General features: G+C 63.1%; 15 protein-coding genes and 1 pseudogene. 10 read left to right on the top strand and 6 right to left on the bottom strand.

The genetic code is table 11. The features are described from left to right. Positions 1–449, top strand: a pseudogene (locus ABNU97_RS13660) (mechanosensitive channel protein); the annotation flags it as partial. A 501-nt stretch (positions 450–950) separates the two neighbouring features. Here the strand turns inward: ABNU97_RS13660 and ABNU97_RS13665 are convergent. From ABNU97_RS13665 to ABNU97_RS13680, 4 genes are all read right to left on the bottom strand, one after another. After that, complete coding sequence (locus ABNU97_RS13665) at positions 951–1,349, bottom strand: hypothetical protein (RefSeq protein ID WP_348767246.1); 399 nt, start codon at positions 1,347–1,349, stop codon at positions 951–953. A gap of 430 nt (positions 1,350–1,779) precedes the next feature. Further along, positions 1,780–3,555 (bottom strand): SLC13 family permease, encoded by a 1,776-nt coding sequence (locus tag ABNU97_RS13670; RefSeq protein ID WP_348767247.1) that lies wholly within the window; start codon positions 3,553–3,555, stop codon positions 1,780–1,782. Positions 3,556–3,645: 90 nt separating this feature from the next. Further along, complete coding sequence (locus tag ABNU97_RS13675) at positions 3,646–4,035, bottom strand: rhodanese-like domain-containing protein (RefSeq protein ID WP_348767248.1); 390 nt, start codon at positions 4,033–4,035, stop codon at positions 3,646–3,648. 33 nt (positions 4,036–4,068) lie between these two features. Continuing rightward, positions 4,069–5,010 (bottom strand): LysR family transcriptional regulator, encoded by a 942-nt coding sequence (locus tag ABNU97_RS13680; protein WP_348767249.1) that lies wholly within the window; start codon positions 5,008–5,010, stop codon positions 4,069–4,071. A 65-nt stretch (positions 5,011–5,075) separates the two neighbouring features. On the opposite strand from ABNU97_RS13680, the gene ABNU97_RS13685 reads away from it, so the two are divergent. Continuing rightward, entirely contained in the window at positions 5,076–5,288 is a 213-nt protein-coding gene (locus tag ABNU97_RS13685) for a hypothetical protein (protein WP_348767250.1), read from the top strand. A gap of 29 nt (positions 5,289–5,317) precedes the next feature. Here ABNU97_RS13685 and ABNU97_RS13690 read toward each other — a convergent pair whose 3' ends face one another. Further along, complete coding sequence (locus ABNU97_RS13690; RefSeq protein ID WP_348767251.1) at positions 5,318–6,556, bottom strand: urate hydroxylase PuuD; 1,239 nt, start codon at positions 6,554–6,556, stop codon at positions 5,318–5,320. Positions 6,557–7,075: 519 nt separating this feature from the next. Between ABNU97_RS13690 and ABNU97_RS13695 the strand changes: the two genes are divergently transcribed. Further along, complete coding sequence (locus ABNU97_RS13695; protein WP_348767252.1) at positions 7,076–7,813, top strand: GntR family transcriptional regulator; 738 nt, start codon at positions 7,076–7,078, stop codon at positions 7,811–7,813. A gap of 7 nt (positions 7,814–7,820) precedes the next feature. On the opposite strand, the gene uraD is transcribed toward ABNU97_RS13695, so the two are convergent. Next, positions 7,821–8,327: a 2-oxo-4-hydroxy-4-carboxy-5-ureidoimidazoline decarboxylase gene (gene uraD, locus ABNU97_RS13700; protein WP_348767253.1), complete on the bottom strand. Its 507-nt coding sequence runs from the start codon at positions 8,325–8,327 to the stop codon at positions 7,821–7,823. Between the two features lie 469 nt (positions 8,328–8,796). On the opposite strand from uraD, the gene ABNU97_RS13705 reads away from it, so the two are divergent. The 7 genes from ABNU97_RS13705 (at position 8,797) to ABNU97_RS13735 (ending at position 18,551) form a co-directional block, all read left to right on the top strand. Then, on the top strand, positions 8,797–10,203 hold the full coding sequence (locus ABNU97_RS13705; RefSeq protein ID WP_348767254.1) for a nucleobase:cation symporter-2 family protein: 1,407 nt from the start codon (positions 8,797–8,799) through the stop codon (positions 10,201–10,203). Positions 10,204–10,247: 44 nt separating this feature from the next. Beyond that, complete coding sequence (uraH, locus tag ABNU97_RS13710; RefSeq protein ID WP_348767255.1) at positions 10,248–10,601, top strand: hydroxyisourate hydrolase; 354 nt, start codon at positions 10,248–10,250, stop codon at positions 10,599–10,601. Positions 10,602–10,637: 36 nt separating this feature from the next. Then, the gene (locus ABNU97_RS13715) at positions 10,638–11,993 is read left to right on the top strand and encodes an 8-oxoguanine deaminase (RefSeq protein ID WP_348767256.1); all 1,356 of its coding nucleotides are present in this window, start codon (positions 10,638–10,640) and stop codon (positions 11,991–11,993) included. 47 nt (positions 11,994–12,040) lie between these two features. Next, positions 12,041–14,869: a molybdopterin cofactor-binding domain-containing protein gene (locus tag ABNU97_RS13720; protein WP_348767257.1), complete on the top strand. Its 2,829-nt coding sequence runs from the start codon at positions 12,041–12,043 to the stop codon at positions 14,867–14,869. Between the two features lie 14 nt (positions 14,870–14,883). Beyond that, positions 14,884–15,426 carry a (2Fe-2S)-binding protein gene (locus tag ABNU97_RS13725; RefSeq protein WP_348767260.1) on the top strand — a complete coding sequence of 181 codons (543 nt, stop codon included), beginning with the start codon at positions 14,884–14,886 and terminating at the stop codon, positions 15,424–15,426. Between the two features lie 2 nt (positions 15,427–15,428). Next, entirely contained in the window at positions 15,429–16,637 is a 1,209-nt protein-coding gene (locus ABNU97_RS13730; protein ID WP_348767258.1) for a c-type cytochrome, read from the top strand. A 219-nt stretch (positions 16,638–16,856) separates the two neighbouring features. Next, a complete protein-coding gene (locus tag ABNU97_RS13735) occupies positions 16,857–18,551 on the top strand; it encodes an NAD-dependent malic enzyme (RefSeq protein ID WP_348767259.1) in 1,695 nt (564 codons plus the stop codon). Positions 18,552–18,615 lie beyond the last annotated feature (64 nt).

Genomic DNA, 18,615 nt, shown 5'->3' on the forward strand with positions numbered 1-18,615 from the left:
ACTTCCGTACCGAGTACGGCATCGGCTATCGCGAGGATATCGACAACGCCGTGTACCACCTGCGCGAGGCGTTCGAAGAACTCAAGGCCGACGAGAACGTCAGCGGCAATATCCTCGAGGACATGACCGTCCCCGGGGTCACGGCGCTGGCCGACAGCTCGGTCAATATCCGTATCATGATCAAGACCAAGCCCGGCACCCAGTGGGGCGTGGGGCGTGCCTTCAATCGCCTGGTCAAGATGCACTTCGACCGTGCCGGTATCGAGATTCCGTTCCCGCACCAGACGCTTTACTTTGGCGAGGATCGGGACGGCAAGGCACCGCCCGCCAATCTGCGCATTATCGATGCGGGTGTGGAAGATCACCCCGACGATTCGCAGCGTAAACAGCGTCGCAAGGGCGATGACGCCGCGCCCGAGGAAACGGGCGACGCGCCAGGGGACACCTAGCGAGGCGCTTGGAGAGCAAATAGCCCGTGGCTGAATAAGCCACGGGCTATTTTTTTGGCATGAAGGCTTGTTCGTGCCGGGTCGATGAACCCTTCGTCGCCTGAGCGGCGTATATCCGCTGCCGTATTCGGGCGGGTGCACGACAGCAAGAGCCGCTGCGCTCGGTCGCGCGAATCGAGGGCGGGCGGTTCGTTTCTGCGCATAAATTAGCCGCCGGTGTGACAGCACTGTGACGACCGGCGTTTGCGTCGACTATGCGCGGTTTGTCCACAGTGTTATCCAGAGGCTGTGTGTACAAACCCTGGCCAATAATTAAGCAGTGCGTGGATCGTCAAAACCTATGCCCGTCAAGGCCTGCCGCCGTTGGTCAATAATTGCGCAGAGGGCTGCTAATGCTTGCCCGACAAGGCTTTTCGCGTTCTGGCTACGGGTTGTCCACAGGTTTGTCCAGCCCGATTGTGAACACCGGTGATCGTCGCAGGATGGGGCTATAGAACGGGCCTAGGCGTCCGATTCGGCTTCCGATTCGCTCCAGTCGCGTGCCCAGCCTTCGTCGTCACGAAACATTTCGTCGCCGGCATGCTGGGTGAACTCGATAGCGATACGCTCGCGCGGCACCTCGAGGTGTTCCACGCACAGGTCGAGCAGGGCGACCGCCAGCTGCTCCCGCCATTCCGTCGGACGACCGCGACGTATATCGCACATCATTACCACGCCAGGCTCCGGCTCGCCCTCGCCGCATCGCCAGAGGCTGCCATCGGTGAGCTCGCGAAAACCCACGCTCACACGCCGTGGCGTTGTGTGCATGCGCTCGGCATAGGTTTCGCCGAGCCGCCGGGCCAGGGTGCGCTTGGTTTCCTGGGGATAGGCGCTAGGCACATCGAGTTGCAGATAGGGCATGAACGGATTCCGTTTGTGTGATGAAAGCCCATGAATGCATATCAAAGCTAGCGCGTGCAATGCGCGGTGTGCATGACGGCGCGTGAACGGGCCTGATCGAAAATTGATCGCAAGCCGCAGAAGCGAGCTGCCACGGGCGATCGCGCGCTCTGCGCGCATCTTTTCCACAGGGTTGTCCCGGGCTTTTGTGGGTAAAGTATGGGCCGGCCACGAGGTCTTTGCTGCGCCGTGGATCGGAAGGTGTTGGCTGGGTCCATCGACGCATTACCAGGCAATCGCAACTGTATCGGTGTCGACTGGTCAATTATTGAGCAATACGGTTCTAACGCCCGTGCTGCAAGGCGTTCGCGACTGCACCAACGGATTATCCACAGTGTTGTCAAAAGCCGGTGTGCAAAACGCCACGCGCGGCGCTACAGCCAGCCGAGGCTCAGCCGGCCAGTGGCCAGATCCAGGGCACCAGGGCGATGGTGACGGCACCCACGAGTAGCGTCAGCGGCGCGCCCAGGCGCAGGAAATCGGTGAACCGATAGCCGCCGGGACCGTAGACCATGAGGTTGGTCTGGTAGCCGATAGGGGTCAGAAAGCTGGCTGAAGCTGCAATGGCTACGACCACGGCATAGGGCATCGCCGATTGGGATGCCCCGTGGGCCAGCGTGACCGCTATCGGGAACATGATTACAGCGGCGGCGTTGTTGGTCACGATTGACGATATCAGCACCGTGCTCACGAACAGGCCGGTGAGTGCGGCGTGGCTGGAGTCGCCGGCAAGGCTAATGAAGGCGCCGGCGATTGTCTCGGCCAGACCGGTCTGCTCGACCGCGGAGCCGATGCCGATCGCGGCCCCGATGGCCACCAGCAGCGACCAGTCGAGAGTCTTGCGCACCGAGGGCAGCGAACAGCAGCCGCTCAAGACCATCAGAGCGGCGCTGGCCAGTGCGGCGTCGAGGATGTCGAGCAGGCCGATCGCCACCGAGGTCACCAGCAGGGCGATGATGGCAATCGCGGCATAGGCGCGCTGGTGCTGGGGCGGCTGCGAGTCTTCGATCGCGCTCACCAGAAAGAAGTCACGCGAATGACGCTGCTGGGTCGCGAAGGAGGGCCGTGTTTCCAGCAGCAGGGTATCGCCGGGCCGAAGGGTGATATCGCCGATCTTGCGCCGGATACGGGCGCCGTCGCGTGCCACGGCGAGAACCACGGCATGGTAGCGACCACGAAAACCGCCTTCGCGAATGGTCTGACCCACCAGCGGACAGCTGTGCGACACCACCGCTTCGACCAGCACCCGGGCACGCCGCGGCGTATCCAGCTTGAAGATCTGTTCGGTGGCCGGCACCAGCCCGCGGGTCTTGTGCAAATGCACGACCGAATCCACGATGCCGACGAACACCAGCCGATCTTCGCCCTGCAGCGGCTCGCGCGGCGACACCGCCGGCAGCAGGTGGCCATCGCGCTCGATTTCGGCCAGATACATGCCGGGCAGCTGGCGCAAACCCGCTTCTTCTATGGTCTGGCCTTCCAGTGCACCGCCAGCCGCGACCATCATCTCCACGCTGTATTCGCGCGGGTTGTGCATACGGTCCAGAGCCGGCGTGCGGTCGGGCAGCAGCCAGCGGCTGGCGCCGATCATGAGCAAGCCGCCCATCACGGTGATCGGCACGCCGACCCAGGCGAGATCGAACATGCCCAGGCCGTCGCCCAGGCCCTGTTGTACCAGCAGGCTGTTAATCAGCAGGTTGGTGCTGGTGCCGATGAGCGTACAGGTCCCGCCGAGAATGGTGGCAAAACTCAGCGGCATGAGCAGCTGCGATACGGACAGCCGGTGTTTGCGACACCAGTCGGACACCGCCGGAATAAGCGCGGCCACCACCGGCGTGTTGTTCAGGAACGCGCTGAGAATCGCGGTCGGCACGATCAACTGGGCCTGGGCATGGGCGATCGAACGCGGTTTGCCCAGCACGCGGGCCGCCAGCATCTGGGTTGCGCCGGTATCGCGTAGGCCGGCGACGACTACATAGAGTGCGGCCACCGTGATGACCCCCGGATTGGCAAAGCCCGCGAACGCAGACTGGGCATCGATCACGCCGCTGAGCAGCAGGGCGATCAACGCGCCCACCAGTACGGCATCGACCGCAATCGACGTGAGCGCAAGCGCACAGAACGCTGCGACCAGAACACACAGCGTGAAGAGCGCCGCTAGCGACACGCGCTGTCTGCTCCCTGGCCAGCGTAGCCGACGGACGGCTGTAACGATGGCGGCCCGGCGTCCTCGGGCCGGACGTGCCGGGGCCCGCGTTCAGTCACGCTCGATTTCGCGCTGTTGCTCGGCCCAGCGATCGAAGCCGCCGTCCATATGGGCGACATCACCCAGCCCCATATCCTGCAGCGTGGCCGCCGCGAGCGCCGATCGCCAGCCCTTGTTGCAGTAAAGGATCAACGCCTGTGCCTGGGCCAGTTCGGGCTTGTGATAGGGGCTTTCCGGGTCGACCCAGAATTCCAGCATGCCGCGCGGCACGTGCAATGAGCCGGGGATATGGCCATCGCGTTTGCGTTCGCGCACGTCGCGTACATCGACGAGCAGCACACCCGGGTTGACGCGGCGTTGGTCCACCGCATCAGGCGAGAGCGTGTTAACACGCTCTTGTGCGCGTGCGACCAGGTCTTGAACGGACAGGGTGACGGGCATGGCGAACTCCGTGGCGAACGAGGCCGTTTTATATCATGGCGTAGAGGATGCCGAGTGCGTTGGCGTGGTTTGTTCCCAGGGCGCAATCGAGGTGAATTTCTCGATCAGGAAATCGACGAATGCACGCACCTTGCGCGACAGATAGCGCCGATGGGCATAGAGCACGAAAAAAGCCGAGTCGTCGTGTGGGTACTCCGGCAGTACCGGCGTGAGCCGCGCGGCCGCGATATCCGGGGCCACGAGCCAGTGCGAAAGTCTGGCCAGACCAACGCCCGAGCGCACGGCCTCATGTAGGGCATCGGCGGTGTTGGCACGAAAACTACCGTGGACGCGCAGCACGCGCGCGCCGTGTATGGCGTCCGTGAAGGCCCAGTCGTTGAATTCGTCGAGTGTCGATAACGTCAGACAGTTGTGTGCCATGAGATCTTCGGGGGTGCGCGGGATGCCGTTTCGTTCGAGATAGGCCGGTGCGGCACAGATGATGCGGCGGTTGATACACAGACGACGGGCGACGACATCCGGATCGTCGACCTGTTCGCGCCACTGAATGGCCACGTCGAAGCCATCCTGGATGAGATCGACATGGCGATCGGTGAGTTCGAACTCGATATCGATCTGCGGGTAACGCGTCATGAACTCATTGATCAACGGCAGGACTTCTACCCGACCGAAGGAGACGGTGGCGGCGACACGAAGCCTGCCCCAGGGTTCGGTGCTCATCGCGCTCGCCGCGTTTTCGGCCTCTTCGATCGCACGCAGAATCTCGGTGCATCGCTTGTAATAATGCTGTCCGGCTTCGGTCAGATGGATGTGGCGCGTCGTCCGATGAAACAGCCGGGTATGCAGCCGTTCTTCCAACCGACGGATCTGTTTGCTCACCGCCGACGGAGTCTGGGCAAGCTGACGCGCGGCCGCGGAAAAACCGCCGGCTTCCACCGCCCGCACGAAGATCGTCATTTCCGTGGTCTTGTCCATACGCCTTGCCTGGTTTATGCCTGCCCGGCACAGGCGATATGCCGATAAACCGGATGATGATGTGCGTGGCCATAATTATCGTGCGCAGCATCGATCAGGCCGGTATTGCCGGCTATGCCAAAGGAGTTGTCGTCATGCTGTTCGTAACGCCGGTCAAGCAGGTCGACCGAAAACTCGGAACGGATGCCGCGGCGCGCCGTCAGCAGGCCGACCGCGAGTTCGCGCGTTTCAAAGCCCGGCATGGCTCGTTTGCGCAGTATGCCCGGCCGCCGATCTAGAAAACTGCGGGCCAGTAGGCCGTCAGACCCTAGGAACCATCCTCGCGCCAGTTCGCGATCGCCTGGCGTTCTTCGCCGGTGATGCCGGTGATATTGCCCAGCGGCATGTAGCCGCTGGCCACTGCCTGTTTGATCTGGGCTCGATGCGCCCGGATGCGCGCGTCGCTATCGAGCATGATGCCGGCCGGCGCCGCGCTGAAGCTCTCGCTGCTCGGGTTTTCGGCGTGGCACTCGCTGCAGCGCTGTTGGATGATGTCGTGCACGCGGGCGAAGGCGGTGGCGTCGCCGGTATCGCTACGGGCCGCCCGGTCCGTACCGGCCGGGGCTGATGAAAGCGATGAGATCGGTGCGGTCAACGCGAAGGCGGCGACAATGAACAGGGCGCCGACAATCGCGAACACCGGCCGGATGTGGCCGGCGTGCATGGACACGAAAAACTGTCGGATCAGTGCGCCGGCCACGATGAACAGCGCGATCACGACCCAGGCGTAGGGGTCGGTATACAGGAATGCATAGTGGTTGCTGAGCATCAGCAACACCACGGGCAGGGTGAAATAGGTGTTGTGGACCGAGCGCTGTTTGCCGCGCTTGCCATCCAGCGGATCCGGAGCTTGCCCGCGCGTCATGGCGGCGACCATGCGGCGTTGCCCGGGTATGATCCAGAAATAGACGTTGGCCGCCATAGCGGTGGCCATCACCGCGCCCACCAGCACGAATGCGGCCCGCCCGGCAAATATATGCGTGGCCAGATAAGCCACGGCCACCATCATCAGCGCCACGGCCACACCGAGCACGCCGTCGCGCTGCATGGTGGGGCTGATGCGTTTGCACAGTTCGTTATAGACCAGCCAGCCCAGCGCGAGGAAGACGAGCGCGGCGATATTCGCTTGCCAGCCGGTCATGGCCGCGGCCCAGGTCCAGGCGCTCTGTGGATCGACCAGATAGATCTCCGGTCGGGTGAGATAGAGCAGGGCGAACAGGGCGAAACCGGACAACCAGGTCGTATAGGCCTTGAGATACGACCAGTGCAGGTCGTCGGGCAGTTTGGCCGGCGCGCTCGCATATTTCTGGTTGTGGTAGAAGCCGCCGCCGTGCACGGCCCACATTTCGCCGGCGACGCCGCGCCGGGCGTCTTCGGCTTCGGCCGGCTTTTTCAGGCCGTTGTCGAGCATCACGAAATAGAAGGATTCGCCGATCCAGGCGATGGCCGCGATCACATGCAGCCAGCGCAGCAACATGTTGCCGAATTCAATCAGAAAAGCCTGCATTCATATCCTCTGGACGGATGGCGTGGCCCTTGGCCAACGCCTGTAATGCGCCAGTGTGCATGGTCGATCGGTCGAGGGTGGTCGACACAACGAAGGTAAAAGCAGAGTACAACCGTACCTGTTTTTTGTATACAAAATGGGATTTGGCGATAGAGCTGTCGCGATGGGGCGGCCCGCGCCGAGACCGCCATCGCGACCGGCACGAATGTCACTGCAGGCTTCGGCCACAGCGGGTAGGCCTAGGGGTCGCGGGCGGATAGGGTGGGCATTGAACGCAAGTCGTACGCTGGCATCACAGGGACAGGATCACAGGCTGACCGACCCATTCGCGTTGTGGCTCCCCACGGTGTCGCTATCGGCCGCGGCCTGCCGCGCGTGGCGGCGTCCCGCGTATGATGGGCGCGGCGATCGTCGCCCGGTGGATACGAACATCTGCCGGTATTGATGGTCGTCAGCAAAGCGCCCATTTTCAATCCGTGTGCTCGGCCTGCCGAGACCCAGCCGCAAGGAACGATCGCGATGCCCGAGGTCAGCGACTCGCAGAACCCGCTGCTCGATGCCCAGGAGATCGCCAGCCCCTCGGGCCGGCGTACGGATCAGGATATCTATCGCGCGATCGCGAACGCGATATTCGAGCAGCGCCTGCCCTCGGCTACCAAGCTCCCCGAGGACAGTCTCGGCGATATCTTCTCGGTGAGCCGGACCGTGGTGCGCAAGGCCTTGTTTCGTCTGGCGAGTGAAAAGCTGGTCGACATCCGGCCCAATCGCGGTGCGATGGTTGCAAGCCCCACGGTCGAAGAGGCCCGTGATGTGTTCGAGTCGCGTCGGATTGTCGAGGCCGCGAGCGTGGAAGCGGCGATGCAACGCATGACCGACGATGGCCGCGCACGGCTGGAACGTCTCGTGTTCAAGGACCATGCCGCACATCAGGAACGTAGCCGTCGGCACTGGATCCGTTATTCCGGGGCCTTTCATCTGGAAATCGCCGAGATCGCGGGCAATCAGGTGCTCAAGGCGTTTCTCAAGGAATTGATCGGGCGCACATCTTTGATCATCGGCCTCTACGAGCCGATGCAGCGCACCGTGTGTACCTACGATGAGCACCAGACCCTGCTCGATGCGATGATCGGCGGCGATATCGCGCACGGCGTGCGCACCATGGTCGATCACCTGGTCGATTGCGAGCAGCGTCTTGGCCTGGAGCGCCGCGACCGCGATATCGATCTGCGCGCGATATTCGCCGACGGCGGCGATTGAGTCCCGGCTAGGTCCCGGCCATTTTTTGATCGAGCCGGGCCGCCAGGCGAAAACGCGCGATTTGGTGAATTTCGTCGAGCGCGCGGCGGCGTTCGCTGGCGCCGTCGTTATCCAGCCGTGCCTGCATGGCCGCAAGAATATCCTCGCGCGTCAGGCCTTTGACCGCGACAACGAACGGGAAACCGAACTTGCGGGTATAGGCGTCGTTGAGCGCCTGCAGGCGTTCGTATTGCTCGGGCGTGCAGCCATCGAGACCCGCCCCCGCCTGTTCGCGTGCCGAGGCCGCGCTCAGCCCGCCGGCGACGGCGAGCTTGCCGCCCAGATCCGGATGCGCGCGAATAAGTGTTGTCTGCTGCGTTTCGTCGGCCTGTTCGACGACCTGTCGCATCGCCGCTGCCAGGCGTTCGGCCTGGGTGAGGACAGCGTGATCCGCGCTGTGCCAGACCGCGCGTGCGACCCATGGCGAGTGTTCGTAGACATCGCCGAAGCAGTCCACGAATTCGTGTTCGTTCATGGCTGCAGGGCGTAGTGGGACGGTATCGGTCATCCGCTGTCTCCAGATTGGCACGATCGTTGGTTGATCGAATCAATGCGCAAAGCCACGCATCGCTCCGACTAAATGCAATATTCGGGGCTGATTGTATCGAATCCTGATTTGACTAATGTTCCACGTATCGATAGAAATTGTATTCAATATGGGGAGGACAGCACGCTATTCGATTCCGTCGACACGTCCCATCGCATGAGCAAAGCGTATGCCCGCCGCGTCGCGCGCGTGCTGTGGCGTATGAACCGGCGGGTGGGCTTCCAGCCCTGCGCCCTCCCGGTCTGTCTTCACGGCGCGCACGCGTGTCCGCAGCATTCGAACGTGCGCGCAGCCAGCCCGCGCAACGTTGCGCGCTGTGCGCCAGTGCGGGCATTCGATACAAAAAATAAAGCCGGCGCGGATTATCTGCGCGTACGGCCCGCCAGGAGGGGATTCGATGTCAGACGTGCCGAACACGGCCAGTGATGCCGAGTTGTGTGCGGCCGACCGCCGACCGCCGTTCGTCCAGCTCGTGCCCATGGGGATCCAGCACGTGTTGGTCATGTATGCCGGCACGATCGCCGTCGCACTAATTGTGGGCGGCGCGCTCGAGCTGTCGCGCGCGGATATCTCGTATCTGATCATGGCCGACCTGTTGTGCTGCGGAATCGGCACGCTGATTCAGTCGTTGGGCATCTGGGTCTTCGGTATCCGTATGCCGATCGTGATGGGGTCGAGCTTCGTTACGGTCGGGCCGATGGTGGCCATGGCGACCAGCGGCCAAGTGAGCATCGCGGGTATTTTCGGGGCCACGGTCGTGTCCGGTATTTTCGGCATGTTGCTGGTGCCGTTCTTTACCCGCTTACTCAAGTTCTTTCCGCCGCTGGTCACGGGCACGGTGATCGCCTCGATCGGCATTTCGCTGATGCCGGTGGGCATCAACTGGGCCGCGGGCGGCGTTGGCGCCGAGGATTTCGGCGCGCCGGTCAATGTGGGCCTCGCGGTATTCGTGCTCGCCTGTATTCTGACGATCAACCGGCTCGGGCGCGGAATCTGGGTCAATATCTCGGTCTTGCTGGGGCTTTTAGTTGGCTATATCGTCGCGCTGCCGCTCGGCGTGGTCAGCCTCGACGGGCTTGGGTCGCAGCCGGTGGTGGGCATCATCACGCCGCTGCATTTCGGCATGCTCGAGTTTCCGCTGTCCGGGATCATCGCCATGTGCATCATCATGGTGGTCACGCTGGTGGAATCCACCGGCATGTGTCTGGCCCTGGGCGAAATGGTGGGAAAGCCGGTGGATCGCGGGCTGCTCAACCGTGGCCTCTATGGCGACGGTATCGCGACCACGATCGCCGGTTTTCTGAACGGCTTTCCGCATACCTCGTTTTCCCAGAACGTCGGTCTGGTCGGCATGACTGGCGTGACCAGCCGGTTCGTCACCGTGGTATCGGGTGCCGTGCTGATCCTGTTGAGCCTGTTTCCGCAGGCGGCATTCGTGGTCGCCTCCATTCCCAAGCCGGTGCTCGGCGGGGCAGGGCTGGTGATGTTCGGCATGGTCGCGGCGGCCGGTATCAATATCATCACCAAGGCGGATATGGCTCAGCGCAGCAATCAGCTCGTGTTTGCGGTATCGATCGGCTTCGGCATGATTCCGCTGGCCGCGCCGGGTTTCTTTGCCGTGTTTCCCGACTGGACCGGGCCGATCGTCCATAGCGGCATTCTGCTGACCACGGTCGCCGCCGTGGTGACCAACCTGTTGCTCAACGGTCCGGAAGCAGTCGCAGAAGAAGACGATACGGCCGCGCGCGCAGCGCTCGAAGACGCCGCCGCCCGCCAGCACGAGCCGGCCACCGGCCGGGATTGAACACCGGGCGCGAACGCGCCGGTATCAACGACTAGAGGAAGATGATGGGCTATCTCACGACACACGTACTCGATACGGCCAACGGCTGTCCGGGCGCGGGGATCGATATCGTGGTCCGGCGTATTGATGCCGAGGGCGCGCATACGATCACCCGGACCACTACCAATAGCGACGGACGCTGTGACGAACCGCTGGTAGCCGATGCCGCATTTGCCGTGGGCCGCTACGAACTCGTGTTTTCGGTGGGCGCCTATTTCGCCGGCCGGCGGGAAACGCTCGACGAGCCCGCCTTCATCGACGACGTGGTGATCCGGTTCGGCGTTGCCGATGCCGATTCGCATTACCACGTACCGCTGCTGGTTTCGCCATACGGCTACAGCACCTATCGCGGCAGCTGAATCCAGCCCGCCCGCCCGAATCAAGGAGCCGACCGAATGGCCACTACCGTGCTACGCAATGCGGCGTTCATCGCCACCATGGACGACCACGACACCCTGCATCGCGATGCCAGTATCCGCATCGTCGACGGGCGAATCGATGCGATCGGCACCGCTGATGAAATAACCGGCCATGCCGACGAGACGATCGATGCCAGCGGTCATATTCTGATCCCGGGGCTGGTCAATACCCATCATCATTTTTATCAGACGCTCACGCGCAACCTGCCGGCCGGGCAGAACAGCAACCTGTTCAACTGGCTGGTCGCCCACTATCCGATCTGGGCGCGTATGGACGCCGGCTCGATCGACGTAAGCACGCGTATCGCCATCGCCGAGCTGATGCTTTCCGGCTGTACGACCGCGGCCGACCATACCTATATCTGGCCCAACGATGCCCGCGTCGACGACCAGATTCATGCCGCCCGGGAGATGGGCTTTCGTTTTCATGCCGCCCGCGGCTCGATGTCGGTCGGGCAGTCGCGCGGTGGGCTGCCGCCCGATCATGCCGTCGAGGCCGAGGAGTTCATCCTCTCGGATTCGCAGCGCGTGATCGAGACCTATCACGACGATCGCGCCGGGGCGATGACCCGTATCGTGCTCGCGCCCTGCTCGCCGTTTTCGGTGTCGACCGATCTCATGCGCGAAACGGCAAAGATGGCGCGGCATTATGGCGTGCATCTGCATACCCATCTGGCCGAAACCCTGGACGAGGAACACTACTGCCGCGAGCTGTTCGGCCAGACGCCGGTTGAATATGCCGAGGCCAACGACTGGGTCGGCGACGATGTGTGGTTCGCGCATATGGTGCATCCGCATGAAACCGAGATCGCGCGGCTGGGCGCGCATCGATGCGGCGTGGCGCATTGCCCGAGTTCCAACATGCGGCTGGCTTCGGGCGTGGCCCCGGTCAAGGCGCTGCAGGCCGCCGGCGCGCGCGTGGGCCTCGGGGTCGACGGTTCGGCTTCCAACGACAGTTCGCACATGCTCAGCGAGGCGCGCCAGGCGATGTTGCTCCAGCGCCTGCAAAACGGCCCGGAGGCGATGAGTGCGACCGAGGCATTGCGTCTTGCCACGCGCGGCGGCGCGGAGGTGCTCGGGCGCAATGACATCGGCCATCTCGCCGTCGGCATGGCCGCGGATATCGTGGGTTATCGCCTCGACAGCCTGCCGCTGGCCGGCGGCGCCGTGCACGATCCGCTGGCCGCACTGGTTTTCTGCCTACCGCCGCGGGTGGATCTGAGCCTGATCAATGGCCGACTGCGGGTCCATCGCGGGCAGCTGCTCGGCGTGGATATCCCGCAGCTGGTGGCACGCCATAACGCTGCCGCGACCGCGCTGATCAACGGCTAGCCGGCGGCGGCGCCCGAACTCTGTTTCAACCAGACAACAACGAAACAATGCCCCAATTCAATCAATCCCGTCGTCGATTTCTCAAGCACTCGGTCGTGGCGGGCGTGAGTACCTATGTTGCCAGCCTGGCGAGCCCGAGCTTCGCGGCGTTGTTCGAACAGGACATCCTGTCGCCGACGGCGCAGGCCTGGCGGCCCGGCACCGGGATGAAATTCCGGCTCGACGGGATCGCCAAGGTCACCGGCAGCAAGGTCTTTGCCCGCGATATCCGTGCCCGCGACATGCCGCACTGGCCCGATACCCAGGCCCATGCATTCATCATTCGCGCCACCCGCTGCGATCGCCGCTATCAGGGCATCGATCTGTCCGCGCTGGAAGCGGCCGGGCTGGCACCGGATCGCGTGGTCACCGCTGAAGACATGGCCCGCGACAATATCCAGGTGCCCGAGTACTACGGCCCGGCCTTCTTCTTGCCCGCCGGCGAGACGCCGCTTTATCTGGGCTATCCGGTAGCCTTGTGCATCTACCACGATTTCGCCCGTTTTGCCGTGGCCAAGGCGCGGGTACGCGCAGCCGAGGATGTGGTGGTCTACGGCGAACAAACGCCGCTGCCGGAAAAACCGCCCTATGGCGCCTTTCGTTATATCCGGGTGGGCGGCGATACACCCTATGCGCCCGATCGTTTCTCCGCCTTGCAGGAAACCGTGCTCTACCCGGATTTTCGCAAGCGCCATCCGGTGTGGCCGCAGGCGCTGGAAAACGGCAAGGACAGCCAGCGCGCGATGTATCACGCCAACCAGCTCGCCGAGCAGCTGGATATGCCGCCCGACGATTGGCTGGTGTTCGAGGCGGAATATCAAACGCCCTATATCGATCATTTCGCCATGGAAGCCGACAACGCCAATTGCTGGTTCGATGCCGAGGCCGGGGACATGCATCTGGTCTGTGGCAGCCAGTCGCCGGCCGAGTTGGTCGAACGCATGGCCGAGCTGCACTCGGCCAGCACCTTTGCCAGCGGGCGCCTGTTTCTGCACCCGACCTATACGGTGGGTTACGGCTCGAAGGACAACTCCATCTTTCCGTATTACGGCTTGATCGCCGGGCTCTATGGCGATGGCCATCCGGTACGCCTGGCCAACGATCGCTACGAGCAGTTCCAGGCCACCATGAAGCGCCATCCGTTCACGATTCGAAATCGTCTGGCGGTCGAGCGCGAAACCGGCAAGTTTCAGATATTCAAGCAGAATCTGACCGCCAACGGCGGTGGGCGTGCCAATTTCTCCAATTCCGTGGCGTTCGTGGGGGCCACGGCCGCCCAGGGCATCTATTACATGCCCAACAGCGATCTCACCGCCACGGCCGAATTCTCGCGCATGCCCGAAGCCGGGTCGATGCGCGGTTACGGCACCATTCAGACCATGGCCGCGACCGAACTGATGGTCGACGAAATCGCCGACCATCTTGATATGGACCCGTTCGAACTGCGCCTGGCGAACGTGTTCAAGTCGGGCATGAAGAACACCCAGGGCGCGATCCCGGCCGGGCATCTGCGCGGTGAGGAGATTCTGCACAGGGCCCGCCAACACGAGATCTGGACCCAGCGCGCGGCGCGCAAGCAGGCCTTCGAGGCCGACCATCCCGAGCAGCGCTATGGCGTGGGCTTTGCCTGTGTCCAGAAGGATTTCGGCCACGGCGCCGAGGGCGTGTTCTCGGAGGTCCGCCTGAATGCCGATGGCTCGATCGAAGTGCGCAATACCGGGGCTGAAATGGGTACCGGATATTCCACCAGCCAGGCCGCGGTGGTTGCCCAATGGCTTGGACAGCCTGCGAATACGGTCCACACCGCCGAAACCGAGTGGGACGACCTGGCCATGACCTCGAGCGGCAATCCGTATGTGATGTCGCAGTCGGAACAGGAGGCCGCACAGACCGACCCGCGCTGGACGCCGATGCTCCAGCAGGCCTCCAGTGCGAGCAACTCGTCCTATTATCTGTCGTTTCCGACCATCGAAGCGGCCCGTGTAATCTTCAGACACGGCCTGTGGCCGGTCGCGCTCGAATACTGGCAGCGCGGCATCGGCGGCGGCCAGGCCGCGCCCTATGTCGTGCGCGAACAGGACGCGCGCTGGGAACAGGGCAAGCTCACAGCCAATGGCATGGAGCCGTTGTCGCTGGCGTTTCTGGCCGAGCGTGCCCATGCCACGGGCCGGGTGACTGGCGCCATGGCCCATGCCTTTAATCGCTGGGAATGGTCGAGGGCGGATTATCGGATCGACGGCACCAGCGAGAATCTGCCGCTCGACGGTCTGGCGGTGCGCTACGGCGACGGTGCCTCCCAGCAGAAGAAAGCGCGGATGACCAGCAAGCGAGGCTTCGAACTGTTGACCCGGTCGAACCCGTATTTCCCGCCCACCCAGCGCAACAATGCCGGGGTGACCTATTACAGCGCCTGCGCCACGCTCGTGGAGCTTGCCGTACATACCGGCACCGGCGAGGTGTCGCTACTCAATCATCATTCGTTTTTAGAGTGCGGCAATACCATCGTCGAGGAACTGGTGTCCGGCCAGCTGCAGGGTGGGCTCGCCATGGGCATCGGTCATGCCCTTTACGAAGACATGCCGCTTTACGAGGACGGCCCGGGTAACGGCACCTGGAACATCAACCGTTATCACGTGCCCCGGGCCAGTGAAGTCGCGGTGTGGGAGCAGAGCGCCGATATCCTGCCGCCGTTATCGCGTACCGACCCGCCCAAGGGTATTGCCGAAGTAGTGATGATTCCGGTCGTGGGCGCGATCGGCAACGGCATCGCCCACGCCATCGGCCATCATTTTCATCGTCTGCCCATTACGCCCGAGCGGATCCGGGAGGTTCTGTGAGTACTACCGACCCCATCGTCAGCAAGCCGTTGCATGTCACCGTCAACGGTATCGAACAGCCCGTCGAGGACATCCCCGAGCAGTTGATGATGCTCGATTACCTCAACGAGTATCGCAATCTCACCGGCACCCGGTTTGGCTGCGGCATCGGCGTGTGTCGCGCCTGCACGGTGATCGTCGATCACGAGGATGGGCGCAGTGAAGAGATCCGCACCTGTATTACCGGCGCGCATTACTTCGAGGGTAAATCCATTCGCACCGTCGAAGGCCACGCCACGCGCGATGAAAACGGCGATGTAGCCAAACTCTCTGAGGTTCAGCAGCAGTTTCTGGATCACTTCTCGTTTCAGTGCAGCTACTGTGCGCCGGGGTTCGTGAACGCGGCCACGGTGCTCGTCGAGCGCCTGCAACGCGAGCCGGTACCGCGCTCGCAGCTGGAGGCGACGATCAGCGATGCATTGGAATCGCATCTGTGTCGTTGTACCGGCTATGTGCGTTATTTTCGCGCGGTACGCGCTGCGGTGCTCGCTACCCCCGGCACCACGGTGGAGGGCTGAACATGGCCGGCTATCGACAGACATTAGCGGCGCTCGTGCTTGCCGTGAGTACCGGCACGGGCTGGGCCGCCAGTCAGGCGACAGCGAAACAGATCGAGCGCGGCCAGTATCTGGCCCGCGCGGCCGATTGTGCGGCCTGTCATACCGCCGAAGGCGGCACGCCCTACGCCGGCGGGCGCGCGATCGAAACGCCGTTCGGCAAGGTTTACGGCACCAACATCACGCCCGACGACGAATACGGCATCGGCAACTACAGCGCCGACGATTTCTATCACGTGCTCACCCAGGGCGAACTACCCGACGGCACGCAGCTGTATCCGGCCATGCCCTATACCTCGTATCACGATATCGCGCGCGAGGATTCGGATGCGATGTATGCCTATTTCATGAGCCTGGACGGCGTGCACGTACCGTCGCCGCAGACCGATCTGGCCTGGCCGTACTCGATGCGCTGGACGCTGAATTTCTGGAACTGGATGTACGCTCCGGATGATGACGCCGGCCAGCGGCGCGCTGCCGACAACCAGCGCGGTCGTTATCTGGTCGATACGCTCGGTCATTGCGGGCAATGCCATACCCCGCGCGGCCGACTGGGTGCGCTCAAGCGCGATCGTCATCTGCAAGGGGCCGTCATTGCGGGCTGGCAGGCGCCCAGCCTAGAAGCCGAGGCGCTTGCCGCGCGCGGCTGGGACGATGCGTCATTGCGTGAGTTCATGCGCGAAGGCCGCAGTCGCCAAGGCAGCATGTACAGTGAGATGTATCCGGTCTTTCACCACAGCACGCGCTATCTCGACGAGGACGATCTGAAGGCGATGAGCCGCTATCTGCTGGGCGAGAATCCGCCGGCCGCGGCGCACGTGGCGCAGACGACCGCCGTCGACGACAGCCCGGGCCGCCAGCTCTATCTCAACAGCTGTGCCGGCTGTCATGGCGCCGATGGCGAAGGCGCGCCGCATGTGGCGAGCGCGATGACCAGCAATACCGCATTGCGGCTCGATAGTCCGCGCAACCTGGTCAAGATCATCCACGACGGGATCGACGCACGGGCGTTCACCGGCTACGAACGCGTTCAGGCGATGCCCGGTTTCGGCGACGCGCTCAGCGATCCCGAAATCGCAAAATTGGCGACCTATCTGCGCCGTCGCTGGGGTGGCCAGCAAAGCGTGGTCGAAGCAGACGATGTGGCTGAGTTGACTGGCGCGAGCGACTGATTGGTGCGTGGCCGGCTCGTGCGCAGCGGCGTAGTTGGCCACGCAGTCCGGCGCGACCGGGCGTACGAGACAGCGGGGTGCTGCGCTGCAGCGTTGCTGTGGCCGGCCGGCGCGCTAAACTTGCTCCGCCGACTGGCACGCGCAGCGGGTGCAGCCACGGCGCACGGGTACCCATGCCCGGCGGTGTAACGATAACCGACCGATATTCCAGGTGATTGAATGACCAAAGACGTCGAGAAACGTTCGCTCTATATTCCCTATGCCGGCCCGACGCTGCTGGAAATGCCGTTGCTCAACAAGGGCAACGCCTTCGATGCCGACGAGCGTGTGGCCTTCAACCTGATCGGCCTGCTGCCACAGAACGTGGAGACCATCGAAGAGCAGGTCGAGCGGGCCTATCGGCAGTATCAGACCTGTACCAACGATCTGGACAAGCACATCTACCTGCGCGGCATCCAGGACGATAACGAGACCATGTTCTTTCGCCTGCTCGAAGAACATCTCGAAGAGATGATGCCGATCATCTATACGCCCACCGTCGGGCGTGCCTGCGAGAAATTCTCGGAAATCTATCGCAACCATCGCGGCATTTTCGTGAGCTACCCGGATCGTCATCGCATCGACGACATCATCCGCAGCGCCACCAAGGACAACGTCAAGGTGATCGTGGTCACCGACGGCGAACGTATTCTGGGCCTGGGCGACCAGGGCATCGGCGGCATGGGCATTCCCATCGGCAAGCTTTCGCTTTATACCGCCTGTGGCGGTATCAGCCCGGCCTATACGCTGCCGGTGGTGCTGGACGTGGGCACCAACAACCAGGATCTGCTCGACGACCCCATGTACATGGGCTGGCGCCACGAACGTATTTCCGATGCCGAGTACGCCGAGTTCGTGGACCTGTTCGTACAGGCGATCAAACGCCGCTGGCCCGGCGTGCTGCTGCAGTTCGAGGATTTCGCCCAGGCCAACGCCATGCCGCTGCTCAAGCGCTATCGCGACCAGCTGTGCTGCTTCAACGACGATATTCAGGGCACGGCCGCGGTGGTGGTCGGCTCGCTGCTGGCGGCCTGCAAGGCCAAACAGGAATCGATTGCAGAGCAGACCATCGCGTTCGTGGGCGCGGGCTCGGCAGGCTGTGGCATTGCCGAACAGATCGTGGTGGCCATGACCGATGCCGGGCTCGAGGAAAGCGAAGCCCGTGCCCGAATCTACATGGTCGACCGCGACGGGCTGATCACGGATGCCATGAGCGGCCTCTACGACTTCCAGAGTCGCCTGGCCCAGCGCCAGTCCAAGGTCGATGACTGGAACGATTCCACCGATACTGACCCGCTGCTTACCGTCATCGACAACGCCAGGCCGACGGTGCTGATAGGGGTGTCCGGCCAGCGCGGCCTGTTTTCCCAGCGGGTGATCGAGACCATGCACCAGCATTGCTCTAATCCGCTGGTAATGCCGCTGTCCAACCCCACATGGAAGGTCGAAGCCACGCCTGAGGAGATTCTCGACTGGACCCACGGCGAGGCCCTGGTCGCCACCGGCAGCCCGTTCGACCCGGTGGCCGTCGGCGACGAAAAGCGCCCGATCGCACAATGCAACAATGCCTATATCTTCCCCGGTATCGGCCTGGGCGTAATTGCGACCGGCGCGGCCCATGTGACCGATGGCATGCTCATGGCGGCCTCTCGGGCGCTGGCCGAGAATTCGCCGCTGGGCACGACCGGCGAGGGCGCGCTGCTGCCGGCCCTGTCGGACGTGCGCGAACTCAGCCAGTCGATCGCCTTTGCCGTGGCCAAGCAGGCCCAGGCCGATGGCGTGGCCCTGACAACCAGCGATGAAACGATTGTCGAACGGGTCGAGCGGCATTTCTGGTATCCGCGCTATCGGCGTTATCGGCGGGCGGCGTTCTAGGCAAGCTCTGCACAACCTGTCACGGTCGCGCCGGCGTGCTTTGCGCGCGCTTGACAGACAAGTG

This window comes from uncultured Salinisphaera sp., assembly GCF_964012375.1.
Classification (GTDB): Bacteria; Pseudomonadota; Gammaproteobacteria; order Nevskiales; family Salinisphaeraceae; genus Salinisphaera.